Origin of the sequence: Streptomyces sp. CoH27 (assembly GCF_020181035.1) — a bacterium.
Classification (GTDB): domain Bacteria; phylum Actinomycetota; class Actinomycetes; order Streptomycetales; family Streptomycetaceae; genus Streptomyces; species Streptomyces camelliae.
Genome location: NZ_JAIQYY010000018.1, coordinates 204,696 through 223,419, shown reverse-complemented (window position 1 = coordinate 223,419; position 18,724 = coordinate 204,696). Strand labels below are relative to the sequence as shown.

The 18,724-nt window shown below is 68.7% G+C and carries 19 protein-coding genes and 1 pseudogene; 11 read left to right on the top strand and 9 right to left on the bottom strand.

Features of this window, described 5'->3' with window-relative positions; translation table 11 throughout:
• Positions 1-207: 207 nt before the first annotated feature.
• Positions 208-1,752, top strand: a complete 1,545-nt coding sequence (locus LE548_RS29320; RefSeq protein WP_225099964.1) for a glycosyltransferase family 87 protein — start codon at positions 208-210, stop codon at positions 1,750-1,752.
• Between the two features lie 113 nt (positions 1,753-1,865).
• Here the strand turns inward: LE548_RS29320 and LE548_RS29315 are convergent, their stop codons facing one another.
• The 3 genes from LE548_RS29315 to LE548_RS29305 form a co-directional block, all read right to left on the bottom strand.
• Positions 1,866-2,897 carry an alanine racemase gene (locus LE548_RS29315; protein ID WP_225099963.1) on the bottom strand — a complete coding sequence of 344 codons (1,032 nt, stop codon included), beginning with the start codon at positions 2,895-2,897 and terminating at the stop codon, positions 1,866-1,868.
• A gap of 83 nt (positions 2,898-2,980) precedes the next feature.
• Positions 2,981-4,102, bottom strand: coding sequence for a peptidoglycan bridge formation glycyltransferase FemX (gene femX / locus LE548_RS29310; protein ID WP_225099962.1), 1,122 nt, complete (start codon positions 4,100-4,102; stop codon positions 2,981-2,983).
• A 178-nt stretch (positions 4,103-4,280) separates the two neighbouring features.
• Positions 4,281-4,598, bottom strand: a complete 318-nt coding sequence (locus tag LE548_RS29305; protein WP_225099961.1) for a hypothetical protein — start codon at positions 4,596-4,598, stop codon at positions 4,281-4,283.
• A gap of 272 nt (positions 4,599-4,870) precedes the next feature.
• Between LE548_RS29305 and rpsF the strand changes: the two genes are divergently transcribed.
• The 4 genes from rpsF (at position 4,871) to rplI (ending at position 6,564) form a co-directional block, all read left to right on the top strand.
• Positions 4,871-5,161, top strand: a complete 291-nt coding sequence (gene rpsF, locus LE548_RS29300) for a 30S ribosomal protein S6 (RefSeq protein ID WP_005482942.1) — start codon at positions 4,871-4,873, stop codon at positions 5,159-5,161.
• Between the two features lie 78 nt (positions 5,162-5,239).
• Positions 5,240-5,821 carry a single-stranded DNA-binding protein gene (locus LE548_RS29295; protein ID WP_225099960.1) on the top strand — a complete coding sequence of 194 codons (582 nt, stop codon included), beginning with the start codon at positions 5,240-5,242 and terminating at the stop codon, positions 5,819-5,821.
• Between the two features lie 41 nt (positions 5,822-5,862).
• A complete protein-coding gene (gene rpsR / locus LE548_RS29290) occupies positions 5,863-6,099 on the top strand; it encodes a 30S ribosomal protein S18 (RefSeq protein WP_003949403.1) in 237 nt (78 codons plus the stop codon).
• Between the two features lie 18 nt (positions 6,100-6,117).
• Positions 6,118-6,564, top strand: a complete 447-nt coding sequence (gene rplI, locus LE548_RS29285) for a 50S ribosomal protein L9 (RefSeq protein WP_093722657.1) — start codon at positions 6,118-6,120, stop codon at positions 6,562-6,564.
• A gap of 139 nt (positions 6,565-6,703) precedes the next feature.
• On the opposite strand, the gene LE548_RS29280 is transcribed toward rplI, so the two are convergent.
• Positions 6,704-8,041, bottom strand: coding sequence for an MATE family efflux transporter (locus LE548_RS29280; protein ID WP_225099959.1), 1,338 nt, complete (start codon positions 8,039-8,041; stop codon positions 6,704-6,706).
• Between the two features lie 481 nt (positions 8,042-8,522).
• On the opposite strand from LE548_RS29280, the gene dnaB reads away from it, so the two are divergent.
• A complete protein-coding gene (gene dnaB / locus LE548_RS29275; RefSeq protein ID WP_225099958.1) occupies positions 8,523-10,001 on the top strand; it encodes a replicative DNA helicase in 1,479 nt (492 codons plus the stop codon).
• Positions 10,002-10,165: 164 nt separating this feature from the next.
• Here the strand turns inward: dnaB and LE548_RS29270 are convergent.
• Positions 10,166-10,409: pseudogene (locus tag LE548_RS29270) on the bottom strand (dienelactone hydrolase family protein); the annotation flags it as partial.
• A 178-nt stretch (positions 10,410-10,587) separates the two neighbouring features.
• Here LE548_RS29270 and LE548_RS29265 point away from each other — a divergent pair.
• Positions 10,588-11,973, top strand: a complete 1,386-nt coding sequence (locus tag LE548_RS29265; protein WP_225099957.1) for a serine hydrolase — start codon at positions 10,588-10,590, stop codon at positions 11,971-11,973.
• Between the two features lie 65 nt (positions 11,974-12,038).
• Here the strand turns inward: LE548_RS29265 and LE548_RS29260 are convergent, their stop codons facing one another.
• Complete coding sequence (locus tag LE548_RS29260) at positions 12,039-12,491, bottom strand: GNAT family N-acetyltransferase (protein ID WP_225099956.1); 453 nt, start codon at positions 12,489-12,491, stop codon at positions 12,039-12,041.
• A gap of 9 nt (positions 12,492-12,500) precedes the next feature.
• Positions 12,501-12,959 (bottom strand): MarR family winged helix-turn-helix transcriptional regulator, encoded by a 459-nt coding sequence (locus LE548_RS29255; RefSeq protein ID WP_225099955.1) that lies wholly within the window; start codon positions 12,957-12,959, stop codon positions 12,501-12,503.
• Between the two features lie 143 nt (positions 12,960-13,102).
• Between LE548_RS29255 and LE548_RS29250 the strand changes: the two genes are divergently transcribed.
• Both LE548_RS29250 and LE548_RS29245 read left to right on the top strand, forming a co-directional pair.
• Complete coding sequence (locus tag LE548_RS29250; RefSeq protein WP_225099954.1) at positions 13,103-14,311, top strand: MFS transporter; 1,209 nt, start codon at positions 13,103-13,105, stop codon at positions 14,309-14,311.
• A gap of 85 nt (positions 14,312-14,396) precedes the next feature.
• Entirely contained in the window at positions 14,397-14,816 is a 420-nt protein-coding gene (locus tag LE548_RS29245) for a heme-binding protein (protein ID WP_225099953.1), read from the top strand.
• 90 nt (positions 14,817-14,906) lie between these two features.
• On the opposite strand, the gene LE548_RS29240 is transcribed toward LE548_RS29245, so the two are convergent.
• Positions 14,907-15,773, bottom strand: a complete 867-nt coding sequence (locus LE548_RS29240; RefSeq protein ID WP_225099952.1) for a GNAT family N-acetyltransferase — start codon at positions 15,771-15,773, stop codon at positions 14,907-14,909.
• A gap of 149 nt (positions 15,774-15,922) precedes the next feature.
• Between LE548_RS29240 and LE548_RS29235 the strand changes: the two genes are divergently transcribed.
• Together LE548_RS29235 and LE548_RS29230 are read left to right on the top strand one after the other, a co-directional pair.
• Positions 15,923-16,555, top strand: coding sequence for an HAD family phosphatase (locus LE548_RS29235; protein WP_225099951.1), 633 nt, complete (start codon positions 15,923-15,925; stop codon positions 16,553-16,555).
• A gap of 324 nt (positions 16,556-16,879) precedes the next feature.
• Positions 16,880-18,220 carry a globin domain-containing protein gene (locus LE548_RS29230; protein WP_225099950.1) on the top strand — a complete coding sequence of 447 codons (1,341 nt, stop codon included), beginning with the start codon at positions 16,880-16,882 and terminating at the stop codon, positions 18,218-18,220.
• A 5-nt stretch (positions 18,221-18,225) separates the two neighbouring features.
• On the opposite strand, the gene LE548_RS29225 is transcribed toward LE548_RS29230, so the two are convergent.
• The gene (locus LE548_RS29225; RefSeq protein ID WP_225099949.1) at positions 18,226-18,708 is read right to left on the bottom strand and encodes an NUDIX domain-containing protein; all 483 of its coding nucleotides are present in this window, start codon (positions 18,706-18,708) and stop codon (positions 18,226-18,228) included.
• Between the last annotated feature and the right edge of the window lie 16 nt (positions 18,709-18,724).

Sequence of the window (18,724 nt, the reverse complement as noted above, 5' to 3'; positions counted from 1 at the left end):
GCAGTCGGATCAGACGTCACCACACATCCAACCGCCATGACCACCGACCCGGCGAACCTATGCGGTCACAGCACTAGCAGCTGAGCCCGCCCGGTTGGCGTCCCTTTAGCCCGCTGCGGGTGTTTCACGTGAAACAAGGGCCGCCGCACCCCACGGGGTGTGGCGGCCCTCGGCCTTTTCCTAGGCACGTACGGCAGGATGTGCTCCATGCCCAGTGCAGAGATGACGCCCGCGAGCGTGCACGAGCCCGAGCCCGTGCGGCCCGTAGCGGCAGAACCGGTGCAGCCGACCAGGGAGGACAAGGTCGCCGCGGCCGGCAGTGAGCTGATCGGCGGCCCCATCGGACGGCGTGCCCTGCTCGGTATGTCGTGGTGGACACCCGTACGGGTCGTCGTCCTTGTGGCGATCGGTATGTTCGCCCTCGGCATGGTCCAGAAGGCGCCCTGCTACAACAGCGCCTGGTTCTTCGGCGCGAGCTCCCAGTACACGAAGGCCTGCTATTCGGACATCCCGCACCTTTACCAGGGGCGTGGGTTCGCCGATCACCTCGTGCCGTACTTCGACAGGCTTCCGGACGACATGTCCGGTGGCATGGGGTACCTCGAATACCCGGTACTGACCGGTGTGTTCATGGAGGTGGCCTCCTGGCTGACCCCGCACAGCGGCACCATCCAGCACCAGGAGCAGTGGTACTGGTTCGTCAACGCCGGAATGCTGCTGGTGTGCGCGGTCGTCATCGCCGTCTGCGTGGCCCGCACCCAGCGCCGGCGTCCCTGGGACGGCCTCCTCGTCGCCCTGTCGCCGGCTTTGCTGCTGACCGCGACCGTCAACTGGGACCTGCTGGCCGTGGCGCTCACGGCCGCCGCCATGCTGATGTGGTCCCGGAGCCGCCCCGTGGCCTTCGGTGTCCTCGTGGGCCTGGCCACGGCCGCCAAGCTCTACCCCGTCTTCCTGCTCGGCCCCCTGTTCGTGCTGTGCTGGCGGGCCGGCAAGTGGCGCGAGTTCGTCCAGGCCACGCTCAGCACAGTGATCGCCTGGGTCGTGGTGAACCTGCCGGTGATGCTGTTCGCCTTCCACGGCTGGGCGAAGTTCTACACGTTCAGCCAGGAACGGGGCGTCGACTTCGGCTCCTTCTGGCTGATCTGGGCGCAGAACACCACCAACCCGCCCTCCACCGGCTTCGTGAACACCGCCGCCACAGTGCTGGTCCTGCTGTGCTGCCTCGGCATCGCCGCGCTGACGTTCACCGCCCCGCGCCGGCCGCGCTTCGCACAGCTGGCCTTCCTGGTGGTGGCGGGCTTCATCCTCACCAACAAGGTCTACTCCCCGCAGTACGTCCTGTGGCTGGTGCCGCTCGCGGTCCTCGCCCGGCCCAAGTGGCGCGACTTCCTGATCTGGCAGGCGTGCGAGGTGGCGTACTTCCTGGGTATCTGGATGTACCTCGCGTACACGACCAGCGGAGACGCCCACAAGGGGCTTCCCACGCAGGGCTACCACTGGGCGATCGTGCTGCACCTGGCGGGCACGCTGTACCTGTGCGCCGTCGTCGTACGCGACATCCTCATGCCGGAGCGGGATGTGGTGCGCCGCTCCGGCGACGACGACCCCTCGGGCGGGGTGCTCGACGGAGCGGAGGACGTCTTCGTGCTCGGTGCGGCGGCCTACCGGCCGCGCCACGCCGCCCACTTCGAGGGGCCACAGGTGGACTGGGGCAGGCCGCTGCCGCCCTCTCCCGAGGACCGTTCGCTCTGAGCGAACGGCCTTTCAGGAGCCCAGGAAGAAGGCCGTACCCGGAGCATCCGGGTACGGCCTTCTCGCTGTCTTGACGCTCCCTCTGAAAGGGGCGTGGGCGTCCTGGACCGGGCTCAGCGGTCCACGATGCGGTCGAACTGGGTCGTGGTGTGCCGCAGATGGGCCACCAGCTCGTCGCCGACCTTCGGCTCCGGGGCGTCCGAGGGCACGAAGAGGATCGACACCTGCATGTGCGGCGGCTCGGCGAACCAGCGCTGCTTGCCGCCCCAGACGAACGGAGAAAGGTTCCGGTTGACCGTGGCGAGGCCGGCCCGTGCGACGCCCTTGGCGCGCGGCATGACGCCGTGCAGGGCCTTCGGGGCCTCCAAGCCCACCCCGTGCGACGTTCCGCCCGCCACGACCACCAGGTAGCCGTCCGAGGCCGCCTTCTGCTGCCGGTAGCCGAACCGGTCGCCCTTCGCCACGCGCGTGACGTCCAGGACGGCACCGCGGTACTCGGTGGCCTCGTGGTCCCCCAGCCACAGCCGCGTGCCGATGCGGGCGCGGAACCGGGTCTGCGGGAACTGCTGCTGGAGCCGGATGAGATCGTCCGCCTTGAGATGGCTGACGAACATCGTGTGCAGCGGCAGCCGGGCCGCGCGCAGCCGGTCCATCCAGCCGATGACCTCTTCGACGGCGTCCGAGCCGTCGGTGCGGTCCAGCGGCAGATGGATGGCGAATCCTTCCAGCCGGACGTTCTCTATGGCCTGGTGCAGCAGGGGCAGGTCCTGCTCGCTGATGCCGTGCCGCTTCATCGAGGACATCACCTCGATGACGACACGGGCACCGACGAGGCCGTACACGCCGTCCACCGACGACACCGAGCGCACCACCCGGTCGGGCAGCGGTACGGGCTCCTCACCGCGCCGGTACGGCGTCAGCACCAGCAGATCGCCGCTGAAGAAGTCCTTGATGCGCGCGGCCTCGTAGGTCGTGCCGACGGCGAGCAGGTCCGCGCCCAGCCGCGTGGCCTCCTCCGACAGGCGCTCGTGCCCGAAGCCGTAGCCGTTGCCCTTGCAGACCGGGACGAGTCCCGGGAACTGCTCCTGCACGTGCTTGTGGTGCGCACGCCAGCGCGCGGTGTCGACGTAGAGCGTGAGCGCCATGGCCGGACCCGGGACCTTTCTCGTGACTGCGGTGCAGCGGGGGTGTCAGAGCTGTGAAGGCTATGGAATCAAACACCCACGGCTCAACGGCGCGACATGTAGATGTCGAGCGCCTTGTGGAGCAGCTTGTTCAGCGGGAAGTCCCACTCGCCGAGGTACTCGGCGGCCTGGCCGCCGGTACCGACCTTGAACTGGATCAGGCCGAACAGGTGGTCCGTCTCGTCCAGCGAGTCCGAGATGCCACGCAGGTCGTAGACGGTGGCGCCGAGCGCGTAGGCGTCGCGCAGCATCGTCCACTGCATCGCGTTGGAGGGCCGGACCTCGCGGCCGATGTTGTCCGAGGCGCCGTAGGAGTACCAGACGTGCCCGCCGACGATCAGCATCGTCGCAGCGGACAGGTTCACGCCGTTGTGCCGGGCGAAGTACAGCCGCATCCGGTTGGGGTCCTCGGTGTTGAGGGCCGTCCACATGCGCTGGAAGTACGACAGCGGGCGCGGCCGGAAGTGGTCGCGCACGGCCGTGATCTCGTACAGCCGCTGCCACTCGGCCAGGTCCTGGTAGCCGCCCTGGACGACCTCGACACCGGCCTTCTCGGCCTTCTTGATGTTGCGGCGCCACAGCTGGTTGAAGTTCTTGTGGACCTCTTCCAGGGAGCGGTTCGCCAGCGGCACCTGGAAGACGTAGCGAGGCTGCACGTCGCCGAAGCCGGCGCCGCCGTCCTCGCCCTGCTGCCAACCCATGCGGCGCAGCTTGTCGGCCACCTCGAAGGCACGCGGCTCGATGAAGTCGGCCTCCATGTCACGCAGCCGCTTGACGTCCTGGTCCTGGATGCCCTTCTTGATGGTCTCCGCGCTCCAGCGGCGGATGATCACCGGCGGGCCCATCTTCACCGAAAACGCGCCCTGCTGCTTCAGGTGCGCCAGCATCGGCTGGATCCAGTCGTCCAGATTTGGCGCGAACCAGTTGATGACCGGACCCTCGGGGAGGTAGGCGAGGTAGCGCTTGATCTTGGGCAGCTGGCGGTAGAGGACCAGGCCCGCGCCGACCATTTCGCCGGTGCGCTCGTCGAACCAGCCGAGGTTCTCCGAGCGCCACTCCGCCTTGACGTCGGCCCAGGCCGGGACCTGCATGTGGCTCGCCGCCGGCAGGCTCTGGATGTAGGCCAGATGCTGCTCGCGGCTGATGGTCCTCAGGGTCAGGCTCATTCGGGGCGCTCCTCGGGCTGGTGTGTCCCCATGGGTACAGGGGCTCCGGCTCTCGCGCCGAAGCCTACTGCGCCCTGCGCGCGCCCCGACTGGGCATACGGGCCTTAATCCCGGCCGGATGGGCGACCGGGACGGTCCGGGGGGTTCGAAACGGCGTCCGACGGGCGCCGTTCGTCGCTCAGCTGCCGATGAGTCCGCCGAAAAGTCCGCCGTGTGCCATGCCGATCAGGAAACCGACCCCCGCGGCGCCGAGCCCCAGGATCAGACCGAAGCGCTCGCGTGTCGTCACCGAGATCCACTGTCCGTAGATGCCGACGCCCAGTCCCACCAGGCCCGTCCACGAGGTCAGCAGGTGGAGACCGTGGAAGAAGGACGTGATGAAGGACAGCAGGCCGAGGACGAGCGTGATCGCCATCAGAGCGTCCTGCAGCGGACGGGTCTTGCCGTCCGTGGCGAAGAGGGAACCGGCGACGGTGGGATGCATTGCCTGTGCCATGGGCACCTCCAGCGGAAGGCGGCGCATAGTAGCGCCGTACACACCCGACGTGTACAGAGTGACGGCCTTCCCCGCCGGATTTCAACCGGAAGCGGGTGTGCGGGTAGTCTGTACCGTCTGCACCGGTGTCTGCTCACCCCTGCCCAGGTCACCCTGCGGGAGCCCGCGACGGCCCCCGATTGTCGGTGGTGGCCGATACCGTTGCGTACGCATCACAACCCTCCTGCCACGGAACGACCGTGGCCGCTGAGTCCAAAGGAGGTGGGTTCCACATGCGTCACTACGAGGTGATGGTCATCCTCGACCCCGATCTGGAGGAGCGCGCTGTCGCCCCCCTGATCGAGAACTTCCTCTCCGTCGTCCGTGAGGGCAACGGCAAGGTGGAGAAGGTCGACACCTGGGGCCGTCGTCGTCTCTCGTACGAGATCAAGAAGAAGCCCGAGGGCATCTACTCGGTCATCGACCTGCAGGCCGAGCCTGCGGTCGTCAAGGAGCTCGACCGCCAGATGAACCTGAACGAGTCGGTCCTCCGGACCAAGGTCCTCCGCCCCGAGACCCACTGAGCCCTTCCGCTCAGCTGATCTCGGGATTCGAGTAGCAAGCAAGCAGCCAGAGCAGCAAACCCGCCGAGAGGTTCCCCCATGGCAGGCGAGACCGTCATCACGGTCATCGGCAATCTTGTCGACGACCCCGAGCTGCGCTTCACCCCGTCCGGTGCGGCGGTCGCGAAGTTCCGCGTCGCGTCCACTCCCCGCACCTTCGACCGCCAGACGAACGAGTGGAAGGACGGCGAAAGCCTCTTCCTGACCTGCTCGGTCTGGCGGCAGGCGGCGGAGAACGTCGCCGAGTCGCTCCAGCGAGGCATGCGCGTGATCGTGCAGGGCCGGCTGAAGCAGCGGTCCTACGAGGACCGTGACGGCGTCAAGCGCACGGTCTACGAGCTGGACGTCGAGGAAGTCGGCCCCAGCCTGCGCAATGCCACGGCCAAGGTCACCAAGACCGCCGCCGGTGGCGGTCGCGGCGGCCAGGGCGGTTACGGCGGCGGTGGCGGCCAGGGTGGCGGCGGCTGGGGCGGTGGCCCCGGCGGCGGCCAGCAGGGCGGCGGCGCTCCGGCCGACGACCCGTGGGCGACCGGCGCTCCCGCCGGTGGCAACCAGGGTGGCGGCGGCTGGGGCGGCGGCTCCGGCGGCGGTGGCGGCTACTCGGACGAGCCCCCCTTCTAAGGGCTCGCATCCACACTTCTTGATCACACAGGAGAAACATCATGGCGAAGCCGCCTGTGCGCAAGCCGAAGAAGAAGGTCTGCGCTTTCTGCAAGGACAAGGTCACGTACGTGGACTACAAGGACACGAACATGCTGCGGAAGTTCATTTCCGACCGCGGCAAGATCCGTGCCCGCCGCGTGACCGGCAACTGCACGCAGCACCAGCGTGACGTCGCCACGGCCGTGAAGAACAGCCGTGAGATGGCGCTGCTGCCCTACACGTCCACCGCGCGCTAAGGGAAGGGTGACCGACTCATGAAGATCATCCTCACCCACGAGGTCTCCGGCCTCGGTGCCGCGGGCGACGTCGTCGACGTCAAGGACGGTTACGCTCGCAACTACCTGATCCCGCGGAACTTCGCGATCCGTTGGACCAAGGGTGGCGAGAAGGACGTCGAGCAGATCCGCCGCGCCCGCAAGATCCACGAGATCCAGACGATCGAGCAGGCCAACCAGGTCAAGGCCCAGCTTGAGGGCGTCAAGGTCCGCCTGGCCGTCCGCTCCGGCGACTCCGGCCGTCTCTTCGGTTCCGTCACCCCGGCCGACATCGCGTCCGCGATCAAGGCTTCCGGTGGCCCCGAGGTCGACAAGCGCCGCATCGAGCTGACCGCTCCGATCAAGACCCTGGGCGCCCACGAGACGTCCGTGCGTCTGCACCCCGAGGTTGCCGCCAAGGTCAACATCGAGGTCGTCGCGGCGTAACGCTGCGCTCGGCTTGAACAGCTGAGAGAGGGGCCGCCCTGTGTGGGGTGGCCCCTCTTCGCATGCGGTGTCGGAATTGCGGCGCGCAGATGCGGAATGTTTCACGTGAAACCGCAGTGGTGTGGCCCCGCTGTTCTGTTCAGCGGGTCGCGCCTGTGACGATCCAGCGGCCCGAGCGGGCCCGCAGCCACAAGGTCAACATGCGGATCGTCATCATGAGCGTCATCGCCGCCCACAGCGCCGTGAGTCCGCCACCGAGCGTAGGCACCAGCAGGGCCACCGGGGCGAACACGGCCAGGGTGACGACCATGGCTCCGGCCAGATACGGCCCGTCGCCCGCACCCATCAGGACTCCGTCCAGGACGAAGACGATCCCGCAGACGGGCTGCGACAGCGCCACCATCAGCAGTGCGGGCAGCGCCGTGTCCTTGACCACGGAGTCGCTGGTGAACAGCGGAAGGAAGAGCGGGCGGGTGGCCACCACGAGCAGACCCAGTACGACACCGGTGGTGATGCCCCACTGCACCATGCGGCGGCACGCCTCACGTGCACCCTGGGCGTCGTCCGCGCCGAGATAGCGGCCGATGATCGCCTGCCCGGCGATCGCTATCGCGTCGAGGGCGAAGGCCAGCAGGCTCCACAGGGACAGGACGATCTGATGCGCGGCGATCCTGGCGTCACCCAGATGTGCCGCGACCGCCGTGGCGATCATGAGGATCGCCCGGAGGGACAGGGTGCGGACCAGGAGGGGAACGCCGGCCTGGGCCGAGGCCCGGATCCCGGCGGAGTCCGGGCGCAGGGAGGTGCCGTGCCGGCGGGCCCCGCGGACGACGACGGTCAGATAGACGACCGCCATGCCGAGCTGGGCGATGACGGTTCCCCAGGCCGAGCCGGCGATGCCGAGGCCGGCGCCGTAGACGAGCCCTGCGTTCAGGGCCCCGTTGGCGACGAAGCCCGCGATGGCGACGTACAGCGGGGTCCTGGTGTCCTGCAGTCCGCGGAGCACTCCCGTGGCGGCGAGAACGATGAGCATGGCCGGGATGCCCAGCGAGGAGATGCGCAGATACGTCGTGGCGTACGGGGCCGCGGTCGTGGAGGCGCCGAGAAGGTCCACGATGCCGGGGGCCAGGGGAAGGACCACCGCGATGACGCCGATGCCGAGCAGGAGCGCCAGCCAGATGCCGTCCATGCCTTGGCGGATGGCCGCCCGTAGATCTCCCGCGCCGACCCGCCGGGCTACGGCGGCCGTGGTCGCGTAGGCGAGGAAGACGAAGACGCTCACGGCGGTGGTGAGGAGGGCGGAGGCGACGGCGAGACCGGCGAGCTGAGCGGTACCGAGATGGCCGACGATCGCACTGTCGGCCATGACGAAGAGAGGCTCGGCGACGAGTGCGCCGAAGGCCGGGACGGCCAGCGCGACGATCTCTCGGTCGTGCCGCCGGCGGGTGGCCCTGGGTATCGCGGGAGCCTGTGTCATGAGCACTAATCTAATCGTCCACAGGTAAGTGATGCAACTAGTGACTGCCCCTTACTTGCCCTCGCGGAGCGTGTCCTTTCGTGTGGCGTTCGAAGCGATCTTGGTCCGACCGGGGAAGTTTTTCTTCTGCACAGCCGGTGGACGGTAAATGTGCAGGTCAGAGTCGCCTGCCGGGCCGGATGGAGGGCTTGTTCACAAGGCTGTCCACCGGGTCGTGCACAGGTTTCGGTGAGTTCTCCACAGCATCGGGGCCGTCGTCCACATGGCCTGTGGATAACCAGATTGGCTGACGGTGCCGACGGGCCTACCGTGGACCGGCGCCCGCTCCTTTCCCTGGCCCGGAGAGTGTCCTTTCCGCGGCCTTGGAAGCGTCATAAATCCGACGCGTCCGAACCGGAGGTGGGCCTCTCATTTGTCAGTGTCGTGCCGTACAACAGAGGGCACGGCGAGGTCCGCCGTGCGGACGGGAGGAGGTGGCTCGGTGAGCATTTCCGAGCCCTTGGACGATCCGTGGGCCGACAGCGGACCCAGTGATCGTCTGCCCGCCTCCCGTCGGCGCGGCGACGGCGGCCGGGGTCGTGGCGAACAGCACGACCGGGGCCGGGAGAACGGCGACTGGGACGGCGGCGGATCCTCCTTCGAGCGGGTGCCGCCGCAGGACCTGGACGCCGAGCAGTCGGTGCTGGGCGGCATGCTGCTGTCCAAGGACGCCATTGCCGACGTCGTCGAGATCCTCAAGGGCCACGACTTCTACAAGCCCGCGCACGAGACGATCTACCAGGCGATCCTGGACGTCTACGCCAAGGGCGAGCCGGCCGACCCGATCACCATCGCCGCCGAACTCACCAAGCGTGGCGAGATCAACAAGGTCGGTGGCGCGTCGTACCTGCACACCCTGGTCCAGACCGTGCCGACGGCGGCGAACGCCGAGTACTACGCGGAGATCGTTCACGAGCGTGCCGTCCTGCGCCGCCTGGTCGAGGCCGGCACTCGTATCACGCAGATGGGATACGCGGCCGATGACGACGTCGATGAGATCGTCAACCGTGCCCAGGCCGAGATCTATGCCGTCACCGAGCAGCGCACCAGCGAGGACTATCTGCCGCTCGGCGACATCATGGAGGGCGCTCTCGACGAGATCGAGGCGATCGGCTCGCGCAGCGGCGAGATGACCGGTGTGCCGACCGGGTTCACCGACTTCGACTCGCTGACGAACGGCCTGCATCCGGGCCAGATGATCGTCATCGCGGCCCGCCCCGCCATGGGTAAGTCGACGCTCGCGCTGGACTTCGCGCGGGCCGCCTCGATCAAGCACAACCTGCCCAGCGTCATCTTTTCGCTCGAAATGGGCCGCAACGAGATCGCGATGCGTCTGCTGTCAGCCGAGGCCCGCGTCGCACTGCACCACATGCGGTCCGGCACGATGACCGACGAGGACTGGACGCGCCTGGCCCGGCGCATGCCGGACGTCTCGGCGGCACCCCTCTACATCGACGACTCCCCGAACCTGTCGATGATGGAGATCCGCGCCAAGTGCCGGCGCCTGAAGCAGCGCAACGACCTGAAACTGGTCGTCATCGACTACCTCCAGCTGATGCAGTCCGGCGGCTCCAAGCGCGCCGAGAGCCGTCAGCAGGAGGTCTCGGACATGTCCCGTAACCTCAAGTTGCTCGCCAAGGAGCTGGAGATCCCGGTCATCGCGCTGTCCCAGCTGAACCGTGGTCCCGAGCAGCGCACCGACAAGAAGCCGATGGTCTCCGACCTGCGTGAGTCCGGCTCCATCGAGCAGGACGCCGACATGGTCATCCTGCTGCACCGCGAGGACGCCTACGAGAAGGAGTCCCCGCGCGCGGGCGAGGCCGACCTGATCGTGGCCAAGCACCGAAACGGCCCGACGGCCACGATCACGGTCGCCTTCCAGGGCCACTACTCCCGCTTCGTGGACATGGCCCAGACCTGATCCTGGGGCACGTAGGTGCTCAGGCTCCGCGTCATCTTCTCCGCTGTCGTGTCCTGCCGATGGCAGTCCTGATGCTCTGCTCACTCCGTTACCGGCACGCACTCGACGAGCGGGTCGACGATGTCGCGCCAGGCTCGCTGTGCGTGCTGCGGGCCCGCGTCGCTGCAACGGGCCAGCATCTGCTCAGGGTCGCCCACATAGCGCCCGCCGTGGAGGTCGAAGGCCAGCGCCACGTATCCCCGGTCGGCCAAGGCATCGGCTCGGCGGCGCTCGATGGCTGAGCCCCAGCCCCTCGGGTCCGACCAGGACTGCGGGCCGGCGATCGGCACCGGCGGGGAGCGCGAGGTGTCCGATCATCGTCAGGCCGTCGGCCGGGTATCCGACCGTGCGCGTGGTGACCGTCGTCATGAGACTGGACCGTGGTGATGGGCGAGCCCGGGCGGGGCTGGTCTTCACCGTCGGCAGAACAGCGTGTGGTACGGCCTCGTGTTGGAGGGCGTGTTCGTGGGCCGGATGCGGTGGTCGGGGAGAGGGAAGACGGGTAATGGATTCGACGCCCGCAGGTCCGACCGGATGGACTGGGCCCATGACGACATCTCAGGAAGATCTGCTCCCTGCCACCCGACGTGCTCTGCTGCACCGCATTGCTGTCGCGCAGGCCGAAGGGAGAGCGCCGTCGCTGGTCGCGGCCGTTGTACGGGGCGGGCGAGCGGTGTGGCACGGGGCGCGGACATCGGTGGACGGGCATGGTCCGGACGAGACCGTGCAGTACCGGATCGGGTCCATCACCAAGACGTTCACCGCCGTGTTGGTGATGCGGCTGCGGGACGAGGGCCTGCTCGACCTGAGTGATCCGCTGGAGAAGCATCTGCCGGACACCGGGGCCGGCGAGGCGACGATCGCCGAACTGCTTGCGCACACGGCCGGGTTGGCCGCCGAGTCGCCCGCACCCTGGTGGGAGAGGACCCCCAGCTCCCTGCGCCCCGAGCTGAACGATGTGCTCGGCGAGCGCCCCCTGCTGCACCCTGTTGGCCGCCGGCACCACTACTCCAACCCCGGTTACACCGTGCTGGGCGCACTGGTGGAGAAGCTGCGCGGCGCCTCCTGGGAGGAGGTGCTGCGCAGCGAGATCCTCGAACCGCTCGCGCTGCACCGTACGAGCGCGCAGCCGCAGTCCCCGCATGCGGGCGGCTGGGCCGTGCATCCGTGGGCGGACGCGCTGTTGCCCGAGCCGCCGGAGGACCTGGGCCTGATGGCGCCCGCCGGGCAGCTGTGGTCGACCACAGGGGACCTCGCGCGGTTCGCCGCGTTTCTGGCCGCGGGGGACGACCGTGTCCTGAGCGCGGAGTCGGTTCGCGAGATGCGGACCCCGGCGGCGCCCGCCGAGGCGGCGGACGTGCTGGACGGAGTCTCGTACGGCCTCGGCATGCAGCTCCAGCGCCGCGATGGCCGACTCCTCGTCGGGCACTCCGGCTCACTCCCGGGCTTCCTTGCGAACCTTGTCATCAGCGTGGAGGACGACGTGGCCGCAGTGGTGCTCGCGAACTGTACGAGCGGGCCGCTGGTGGGAGTGGTGGGCGCCGACCTTGTCCGTATCGTCGCCGAGGCGGAACCGCGGATCCCCGAGCCCTGGCGGCCGCTGCGCGAGGTTGCCCCGGGGGTCCTGGAGCTTGCGGGGCAGTGGTACTGGGGGACCCATGCCTACGGCCTGCGGGTGACCGCCGACGGCCTGCTAGCCCTGGGCCCGCTGACCGGCAACGGCCGACGAGCCCGCTTCCGTTCGAACGGTGACGGCACCTGGACGGGCCTGGAGGGGTACTACGCCGGCGAACTGCTGCGGCCCGTACAGCGCCCGGACGGGACCGTGAGCCACCTCGACCTCGGGTCGTTCGTATTCACGCGGCAGCCGTACGACACGGAGGCGCCGGTACCCGGCGGAGTGGACCCCGACGGGTGGCGGGGTATCGGCTAGGTCCGAGACGGCTGGGGTGCGTTTCACGTGAAACACACCCCAGCCTGCTTCCGTCGTCCCTGCTCTCAGAGCTTCAGCTTGAAGCCCTCGTGGGAGGCGTTGAAGCCCAGCCGTGCGTAAAAGCGGTGGGCGTCGGTGCGCGTCTTGTCGGACGTCAGCTGCACCATCACACACCCGAGCTGCCGGGACGTGTCGATCGCCCACTGGATCAGCAGGCCGCCCAGTCCGCTGCCCCGCTCGTCGGCGTGGATGCGCACAGCCTCGATGAGCGCGCGGGTCGCCCCCTTGTGGGAGAGGCCGGGGATGATCGTGAGCTGGAGGGTGCCGATCACGCGGTCTTCTCGTACGGCGACGACCAGGTGCTGGTTCGAATCGGCCGCCAGGCGCTCCAGCGCGGCCCGGTACGGGGTCAGGTCGTGGGGTGACTCGCGCTGGGCACCCAGCGGATCGTCGGCGAGCATCGCGACGATCGACGGAAGGTCGTCGGCGGTTGCGTGGCGTATCTCAAGATCTCCCATGCCCGCACCCTATGCGGGCACGTTGAGTGTCTCCACAACCCTGACCAGCGGCGCCAGTTCGGGGTTTCTGGAGGCGTCGTCCAGGGCCTCGCGCAGGGCGGCGTCGTTGGTGGGCCGGGCCTCTTTGAGCAGGCGCAGGCCCGCCTCGGTGACGTTGGTGTAGATGCCACGCCGGTCGGTGGGGCACAGGTAGCGCTCCAGCAGACCGCGGTCCTCCAGCCGGGTCACCAGACGGGTGGTGGCGCTCTGGCTGAGGACGACCGCGTCGGCGACCTGCTTCATCTGCAGATGGCCGCCCTCGCCGTCGTGCTGTCGGCTCAGTACGTCCAGCAGGGAGTACTCGCGCACGCTCAGATCGTGCTTCGCCTGCAACGCGCGCTCGATGTGCGCCTCGATCCTTCCGTGCAGCGCAGAGAGGGCGCACCAGCCCTGGGCGAGAGCGGTGAGCGCGGGGTCCGTCGCTGTCATTGGCGTTTTCCTCCGTCCCGGAGCGGCTGGCCTCAAGGATAGAGCAACATTGCAATAGCCAGCGATTGCCTTTAGCCCGCGTCTGCAACTATTGTGAGCGCACGCAAAGCGCTCCTGCAATCGTTGGGAAGGTTCACCCCCTCATGCCTCTCGCGCTTCTGGCCCTCGCGATCGGGGCCTTCGGAATCGGAACGACCGAGTTCGTGATCATGGGACTCCTGCCCGAGGTCGCGGGCGACTTCGGGGTCTCCATCCCCACGGCGGGCCTGCTCGTGACCGGCTACGCGCTCGGCGTAGTCGCCGGCGCCCCGCTGATGACCGTGCTCGGCACCAAGGTCGCCCGCAAGCGGATGCTTATGCTGCTCATGGGCCTCTTCATCGCCGGAAACCTGCTTTCGGCGGTGGCGCCCGCCTTCGCGGTCATGCTGATCGGGCGCGTGATCGCCTCGCTCGCCCACGGTGCCTTCTTCGGCATCGGTTCGGTCGTCGCGGCCGAGCTGGTGGCACCCCAGAAGAAGGCCGGCGCCATCGCCATGATGTTCACCGGCCTGACCGTCGCCAATGTTGTCGGCGTCCCGCTGGGCACGCTCGTCGGCCAGCACGTCGGCTGGCGCGTCACCTTCGGCATCGTCGCCGCGCTCGGGGTCGTCGGCCTGGCAGGCATCGCGAAGCTGGTGCCCGAGCTGCCGAAGGCGGAGGGTGTGCACCTGCGGCACGAACTGGCCGCCTTCAAGAACGCCCAGGTTCTGCTCGCCATGGCGATGACCGTCCTCGGCTTCGGCGGTGTCTTCGCGGCCATCACCTACATCGCGCCGATGATGACGCACATCACGGGCTTCGCCGACGGCTCGGTCACCTGGCTGCTGGTCCTGTTCGGCCTCGGCATGGTCGGTGGCAACCTCGTCGGCGGGAAGTTCGCCGACCGCGCCCTGATGCCGATGCTGTACGTCTCCCTTGGCGCCCTGGCGGTCGTCCTGGCCCTCTTCACACTCACCGCTCACAACAAGATCGCGGCGGCGGTGACCATCGCCCTGATCGGCGCCCTCGGATTCGCCACGGTCCCGCCGCTGCAGAAGCGCGTCCTCGACCAGGCACACGGCGCACCGACGCTCGCGTCGGCCGTGAACATCGGCGCCTTCAACCTGGGCAACGCCCTGTCCGCCTGGCTCGGCGGCCTCGTGATCGCGGCCGGTTACGGCTATACGGCCCCGAACTGGGTCGGTGCCGCTCTTGCCGCGGCCGCCCTGGTCCTCGCCGTCCTGTCCTCGGCCCTGGAGCGCCGCGACGGCACACGGAGCACCGTGATCGCCTCCGGTACGCCCGCCGGGCAGCAGGCCCCGGTCCACCACTGAGCGCCTCGGACCACGGCCTCAGCAATTCCAGCCTTGAGTCCCCACCACACCAGTGACCTTCGCAACACCCAAGGAGAATCGCTCCATGAGCACCACCGCTGTCGCCCCGCTGTCCATCGAGGACGCCGAACTGCTGGTCGCCACGGCCCGCCGCGCGGCCGAGGAGGCCGGAGTGACCGTCAGCGTCTCCGTCCTGGACGCCGGTGGCCATCTGCTCGCCTTCCGCCGGGACGACCGGGCCGTGCTGATCTCCGGTGAGACCAGCACCCGTAAGGCCTACACCGCGCTTCAGCTGAACACGCCCACCGCCGACCTGGGCGACGCCGTCCAGCCGGGCGGCCTCTTCCACACGCTGCCCACGGCCCTCGACCGTCCCCTGCTGTTCATCGCCGGGGGTGTGCCCGTGCACCGGGACGGCCGGCTGATCGGCGCCATCGGCGTAGGCGGCGGTGCGCCGGAGCAGGACCACGGCTTCGCCACGGCGGCTGTGCGGGCGCTCGCCTGATCACACGGCCGCAGGCTCTGTCCTGGACGGACGCCGGCCCCGCCACATCGGCGGAGGGGGCGGCGTCCGGCTTACGTCGGCGGGGGAACCTCAGCCCGCCGCCACCGTCAGCGGGGCGAACCGCCGGGTCCAGTCCCCCGGAAGATCGGGGATGCCGTACGTCATCACGGAGTTGAACGCCACGGAGGCCAGCCCTCGCGCCTTCGCCCAGGCCAGCAGTTCCTCATGCCGTACGTCGATGTCGGTGCGCAGCGGACGGTCCGTACGGGCCGCCAGCGAGGCGATGAGGGCCTTGGCGGTCTCCGTGTCCCGGGCGATCAGTGGGCCGACGACATGGGTGTCCATGTTCGGCCACGCGGCCGTGTAGCCGATGATCCGGCCGTCCTCCTCGGCCACCCGCAGCTGGTCGGCGAAAGCCGGCAGCCGGGTGATGAGAGGGGTGCGGTCGGTGCCGAACACCTCCTCGTCCAGACGGAGGATCGAGGGGAGGTCCTCCGCGGTGGCGGCGCGGGTGAGCACGCCGGATTCCGGCCCGCCGGGGGTGAAGCGGCCCGACAGCATCTCCGCCCGGCCGGTCACCTTGAAGCCCAGTTCCTCGTACAGGGGACGGCCGTACGGCGTGGCGTGCAGGGTCAGCGGAGTGGGCTCCATGCTCGACACGACGTGACGCATCAAGCGGCGCCCCACGCCCTGACGGGCATGGCGTTCGGCGACCAGGACCATGCCGATCGCGCCGAGGTCCGGACGGCCCCATGTGCCGTACTCCGTGACGACACATGCGGCGACGAGACCGCCCTGTGGGTCGTCGATGCCGAAGCCCTTTCCGGCCGTGAGGAGGAAGCTCCACTTGTGTTCCTCGCGTGGCCACCCCCGGTCCTCGGACAAGTCGGCGCAGGCGGTGAGATCGCGAAGCGTCAGACGGCGGATGGGCAGAGCGGCGAGGGAAGGAGTCGGCACGCAGGTCAGGCTGGCCGAAGGGCACCCCCGGCGTCCAGCCGTTTCGGGGGAGACGTACGTGCTTTTGGCCATGATGTGGGCCATGCACAGCCTGTGGACAGCCTCGGAGTGTTTCACGTGAAACATCGGCGGCCGGTTAGCCTCGGGCCATGGCGAGACTTCATCTCTTCGATCTCGATGGCACGTTGCTGCATGGCACCACTGCTCCGGTGGAGATTTCCCGCCAGTTGGGGCGGGAGGCCGAGACCGTGGCGTTGGACCGGGCGATCGCGGCGGGGCGGATCGGGCCGCCGGAGTACGCGGCGCAGGTGTACGACCTGTGGGGTGACCTGACCGAGGAGCATGTCCGTGCCGCGTTCGAAGCGGCGCCCTGGCTGGCCCGGATCCGCGAGGTCTGGGCGGAGATCAGAAGCGCGGGCGAGTACTGCGCTGTGGTGTCCCTCTCGCCGTCCTTCTTCGTGGAGCGTCTGCTGGACTGGGGCGCTCACGCGGCTCACGGATCGAGATTCCCTGCCGTGCCGTTCACCGAGCCGGTCGACCCGGCCGGGGTGCTCAGCTCGGCGGCCAAGGTCACCATCGCGGACCAGCTGTGCGCGGAGTTCGGGGTGGCGCGGGCGGACTGCGTGGCGTACGGCGATTCGTCGTCGGACAAGGATCTGTTTGCTGTTGTACCGATTTCCGTGGCGGTCAACGCGGACGCCCACCTGACCGGAATCGCGACCCACTCCTACACGGGACGGGATCTGTGGGAAGCCTATGAATTGGTTGCAGGTGCCCGCTAGTTGACGGACGTCACAGTTCGTCTCCTTGCCCGATTCGTGAGGAAGGCAGGGGGGACTTGTGTGCACGGCGTCGGCCGGTAGGGTCGACTCCGGTTCACGTCCGGGACGGAGTGCGTGCATTCCGTGCGGGCCGAGAGCAGGGTATGCAGCCTAACGGGACGCAGAGATCGAACACAGGCGTTTCCGGGTACGCGACCGCGGCATCCCACTGGGATGGGACGCTGCGCGGTGAGTGCTACGGCTGGCCGCCCGCCGGGGGAAAGCATGCATCTTCCCAGGGAGGTGCGCAGACCGACCGAAAGACGTTCGAGGCGAGGGCACACCATGGACGCTCCGACCACCACGTCGGGGGAGAACGGCACGCCGGGCGGCGGCGGCTGGTTCACGCCGCGCAAGGTGTCATCGACCCCGCCGCCGGACGGCGATCGGGAGACGCCCGGCGGCACCGGCGGAAACGCATTCGCCCAGCGGCCGGTCGACGCTCCCGCCCCGCCGCCGAGGGACGTTCAGCGTGTACCGGTGCAGCGGTCGGCGCCGACCGTCGAGGAAGGGTCCCCGGACGCCATCCTCATCCGTCGCACGATGGCCGAGATAGCCCCGATCGCCGACAAGGTCACCTCCTACTTCTACGCGCTGCTCTTCGTCCGCCACCCCGACCTGCGCAGCCTCTTCCCGCCCGCGATGGACACCCAGCGGGACCGTCTGCTGAAGGCACTGCTGACGGCAGCCGAGCACCTGGATGACACGGCGGTTCTCGTCGACTACCTGCAGAACCTCGGCCGCGGCCACCGCAAGTACGGGACACGCGCAGAGCACTACCCGGCCGTGGGGGAATGCCTGATCGGCGCGTTGAGCAGGTACGCCACCGGCACCTGGAGCCCCGAGACCGAGGCCGCCTGGGTGCGGGCGTACACGACGATCTCCCAGGTCATGATCGACGCGGCCGCGGCAGACGAACTGCGTTCCCCGCCCTGGTGGCACGCCGAGATCGTCACGCACGACCTCAGGACTCCCGAGGTCGCGATCCTCACCGTCCGCCCGAACCAGCCCTACCCCTTTCTGGCGGGCCAGTACACAAGCGTAGAGACTCCCTGGTGGCCGCGGGTGTGGCGGCACTACTCCTTCGCCTCGGCGCCCCGCTCGGACGGTCTGCTGACATTCCATGTGAAGGCCGTGCCGGCAGGCTGGGTCTCCAACGCCCTGGTGCATCGCGCCCGGCCCGGAGACGTCATACGCCTCGGCCCGCCGACCGGCTCGATGACCGTGGACCACACGACCGACAGCGGACTGCTCTGTCTGGGCGGCGGCACCGGCATAGCGCCCATCAAGGCCCTGGTCGAGGACGTCGCCGAGCGAGGGGCACGCCGCCCGGTCGAGGTCTTCTACGGCGCCCGTACCGACCACGACCTGTACGAAATCGACACCCTGCTCAGGCTCCAGCAGAGCCACCCGTGGCTAGCGGTCCGGGCGGTCATCGACCAGCTGGCCCATCTTCAGCTCCCCGACGCCATAAGGGAGTACGGCCCCTGGAGCGAGTACGACGCCTATCTCTCGGGCCCGCCCGGAATGATCCGCAGTGGTGTCGACGCGCTGCGGGACAGTGGTATCCCGTCGAGCCGCATACGGCACGACTCCGTGGAGGAACTGCTCGTCGTCGGGAACTGAGCGCACTATCCGAGGTCGGGAGCGTGCATGGCCCGTACGCCCTCGATGTTGCCGTCCAGGTAGTGGCGCAGTGACAGCGGGACGAGGTGGACGGAGGCGATGCCGACGCGGGTGAAGGGGACGCGGACAATCTCGTACTCACCGGCGGGCTCGTCCACCTCGGGGCCGTGCCGCAGGGACGGATCCATGGATTCCAGGCGGCAGACGAAGAAGTGCTGCACTTTCACGCCGGTCGCGCCGCCGTCCTCCCCGATGTGCTCCACCGTGTCCACGAAGCAGGGCACGACATCGGTGATCTTGGCGCCGAGTTCCTCGTACACCTCGCGATGCAGGGCGTCCACGACGGTCGAATCCCGGGGCTCGACTCCGCCACCGGGAGTGACCCAGTACGGATCGACACCGGGCTTGGTGCGCTTGATCAGGATCAGGTCGTCACCGTCCAGGAGAACGGCACGGGCGGTGCGCTTGACCACGGGTCGGACGGTCATGGGAGAAATGTGGCCC

Bases quoted from the DNA above. Each gene is read 5' to 3' on its own strand.
- LE548_RS29320 (WP_225099964.1), top strand. From the start codon at position 208: ATGCCCAGTGCAGAGATGACGCCCGCGAGCGTGCACGAGCCCGAGCCC.
- LE548_RS29315 (WP_225099963.1), bottom strand. From the start codon at position 2,897: ATGGCGCTCACGCTCTACGTCGACACCGCGCGCTGGCGTGCGCACCAC.
- femX (WP_225099962.1), bottom strand. From the start codon at position 4,102: ATGAGCCTGACCCTGAGGACCATCAGCCGCGAGCAGCATCTGGCCTAC.
- LE548_RS29305 (WP_225099961.1), bottom strand. From the start codon at position 4,598: ATGGCACAGGCAATGCATCCCACCGTCGCCGGTTCCCTCTTCGCCACG.
- rpsF (WP_005482942.1), top strand. From the start codon at position 4,871: ATGCGTCACTACGAGGTGATGGTCATCCTCGACCCCGATCTGGAGGAG.
- LE548_RS29295 (WP_225099960.1), top strand. From the start codon at position 5,240: ATGGCAGGCGAGACCGTCATCACGGTCATCGGCAATCTTGTCGACGAC.
- rpsR (WP_003949403.1), top strand. From the start codon at position 5,863: ATGGCGAAGCCGCCTGTGCGCAAGCCGAAGAAGAAGGTCTGCGCTTTC.
- rplI (WP_093722657.1), top strand. From the start codon at position 6,118: ATGAAGATCATCCTCACCCACGAGGTCTCCGGCCTCGGTGCCGCGGGC.
- LE548_RS29280 (WP_225099959.1), bottom strand. From the start codon at position 8,041: ATGACACAGGCTCCCGCGATACCCAGGGCCACCCGCCGGCGGCACGAC.
- LE548_RS29265 (WP_225099957.1), top strand. From the start codon at position 10,588: ATGACGACATCTCAGGAAGATCTGCTCCCTGCCACCCGACGTGCTCTG.
- LE548_RS29260 (WP_225099956.1), bottom strand. From the start codon at position 12,491: ATGGGAGATCTTGAGATACGCCACGCAACCGCCGACGACCTTCCGTCG.
- LE548_RS29255 (WP_225099955.1), bottom strand. From the start codon at position 12,959: ATGACAGCGACGGACCCCGCGCTCACCGCTCTCGCCCAGGGCTGGTGC.
- LE548_RS29250 (WP_225099954.1), top strand. From the start codon at position 13,103: ATGCCTCTCGCGCTTCTGGCCCTCGCGATCGGGGCCTTCGGAATCGGA.
- LE548_RS29245 (WP_225099953.1), top strand. From the start codon at position 14,397: ATGAGCACCACCGCTGTCGCCCCGCTGTCCATCGAGGACGCCGAACTG.
- LE548_RS29235 (WP_225099951.1), top strand. From the start codon at position 15,923: ATGGCGAGACTTCATCTCTTCGATCTCGATGGCACGTTGCTGCATGGC.
- LE548_RS29230 (WP_225099950.1), top strand. From the start codon at position 16,880: ATGGACGCTCCGACCACCACGTCGGGGGAGAACGGCACGCCGGGCGGC.
- LE548_RS29225 (WP_225099949.1), bottom strand. From the start codon at position 18,708: ATGACCGTCCGACCCGTGGTCAAGCGCACCGCCCGTGCCGTTCTCCTG.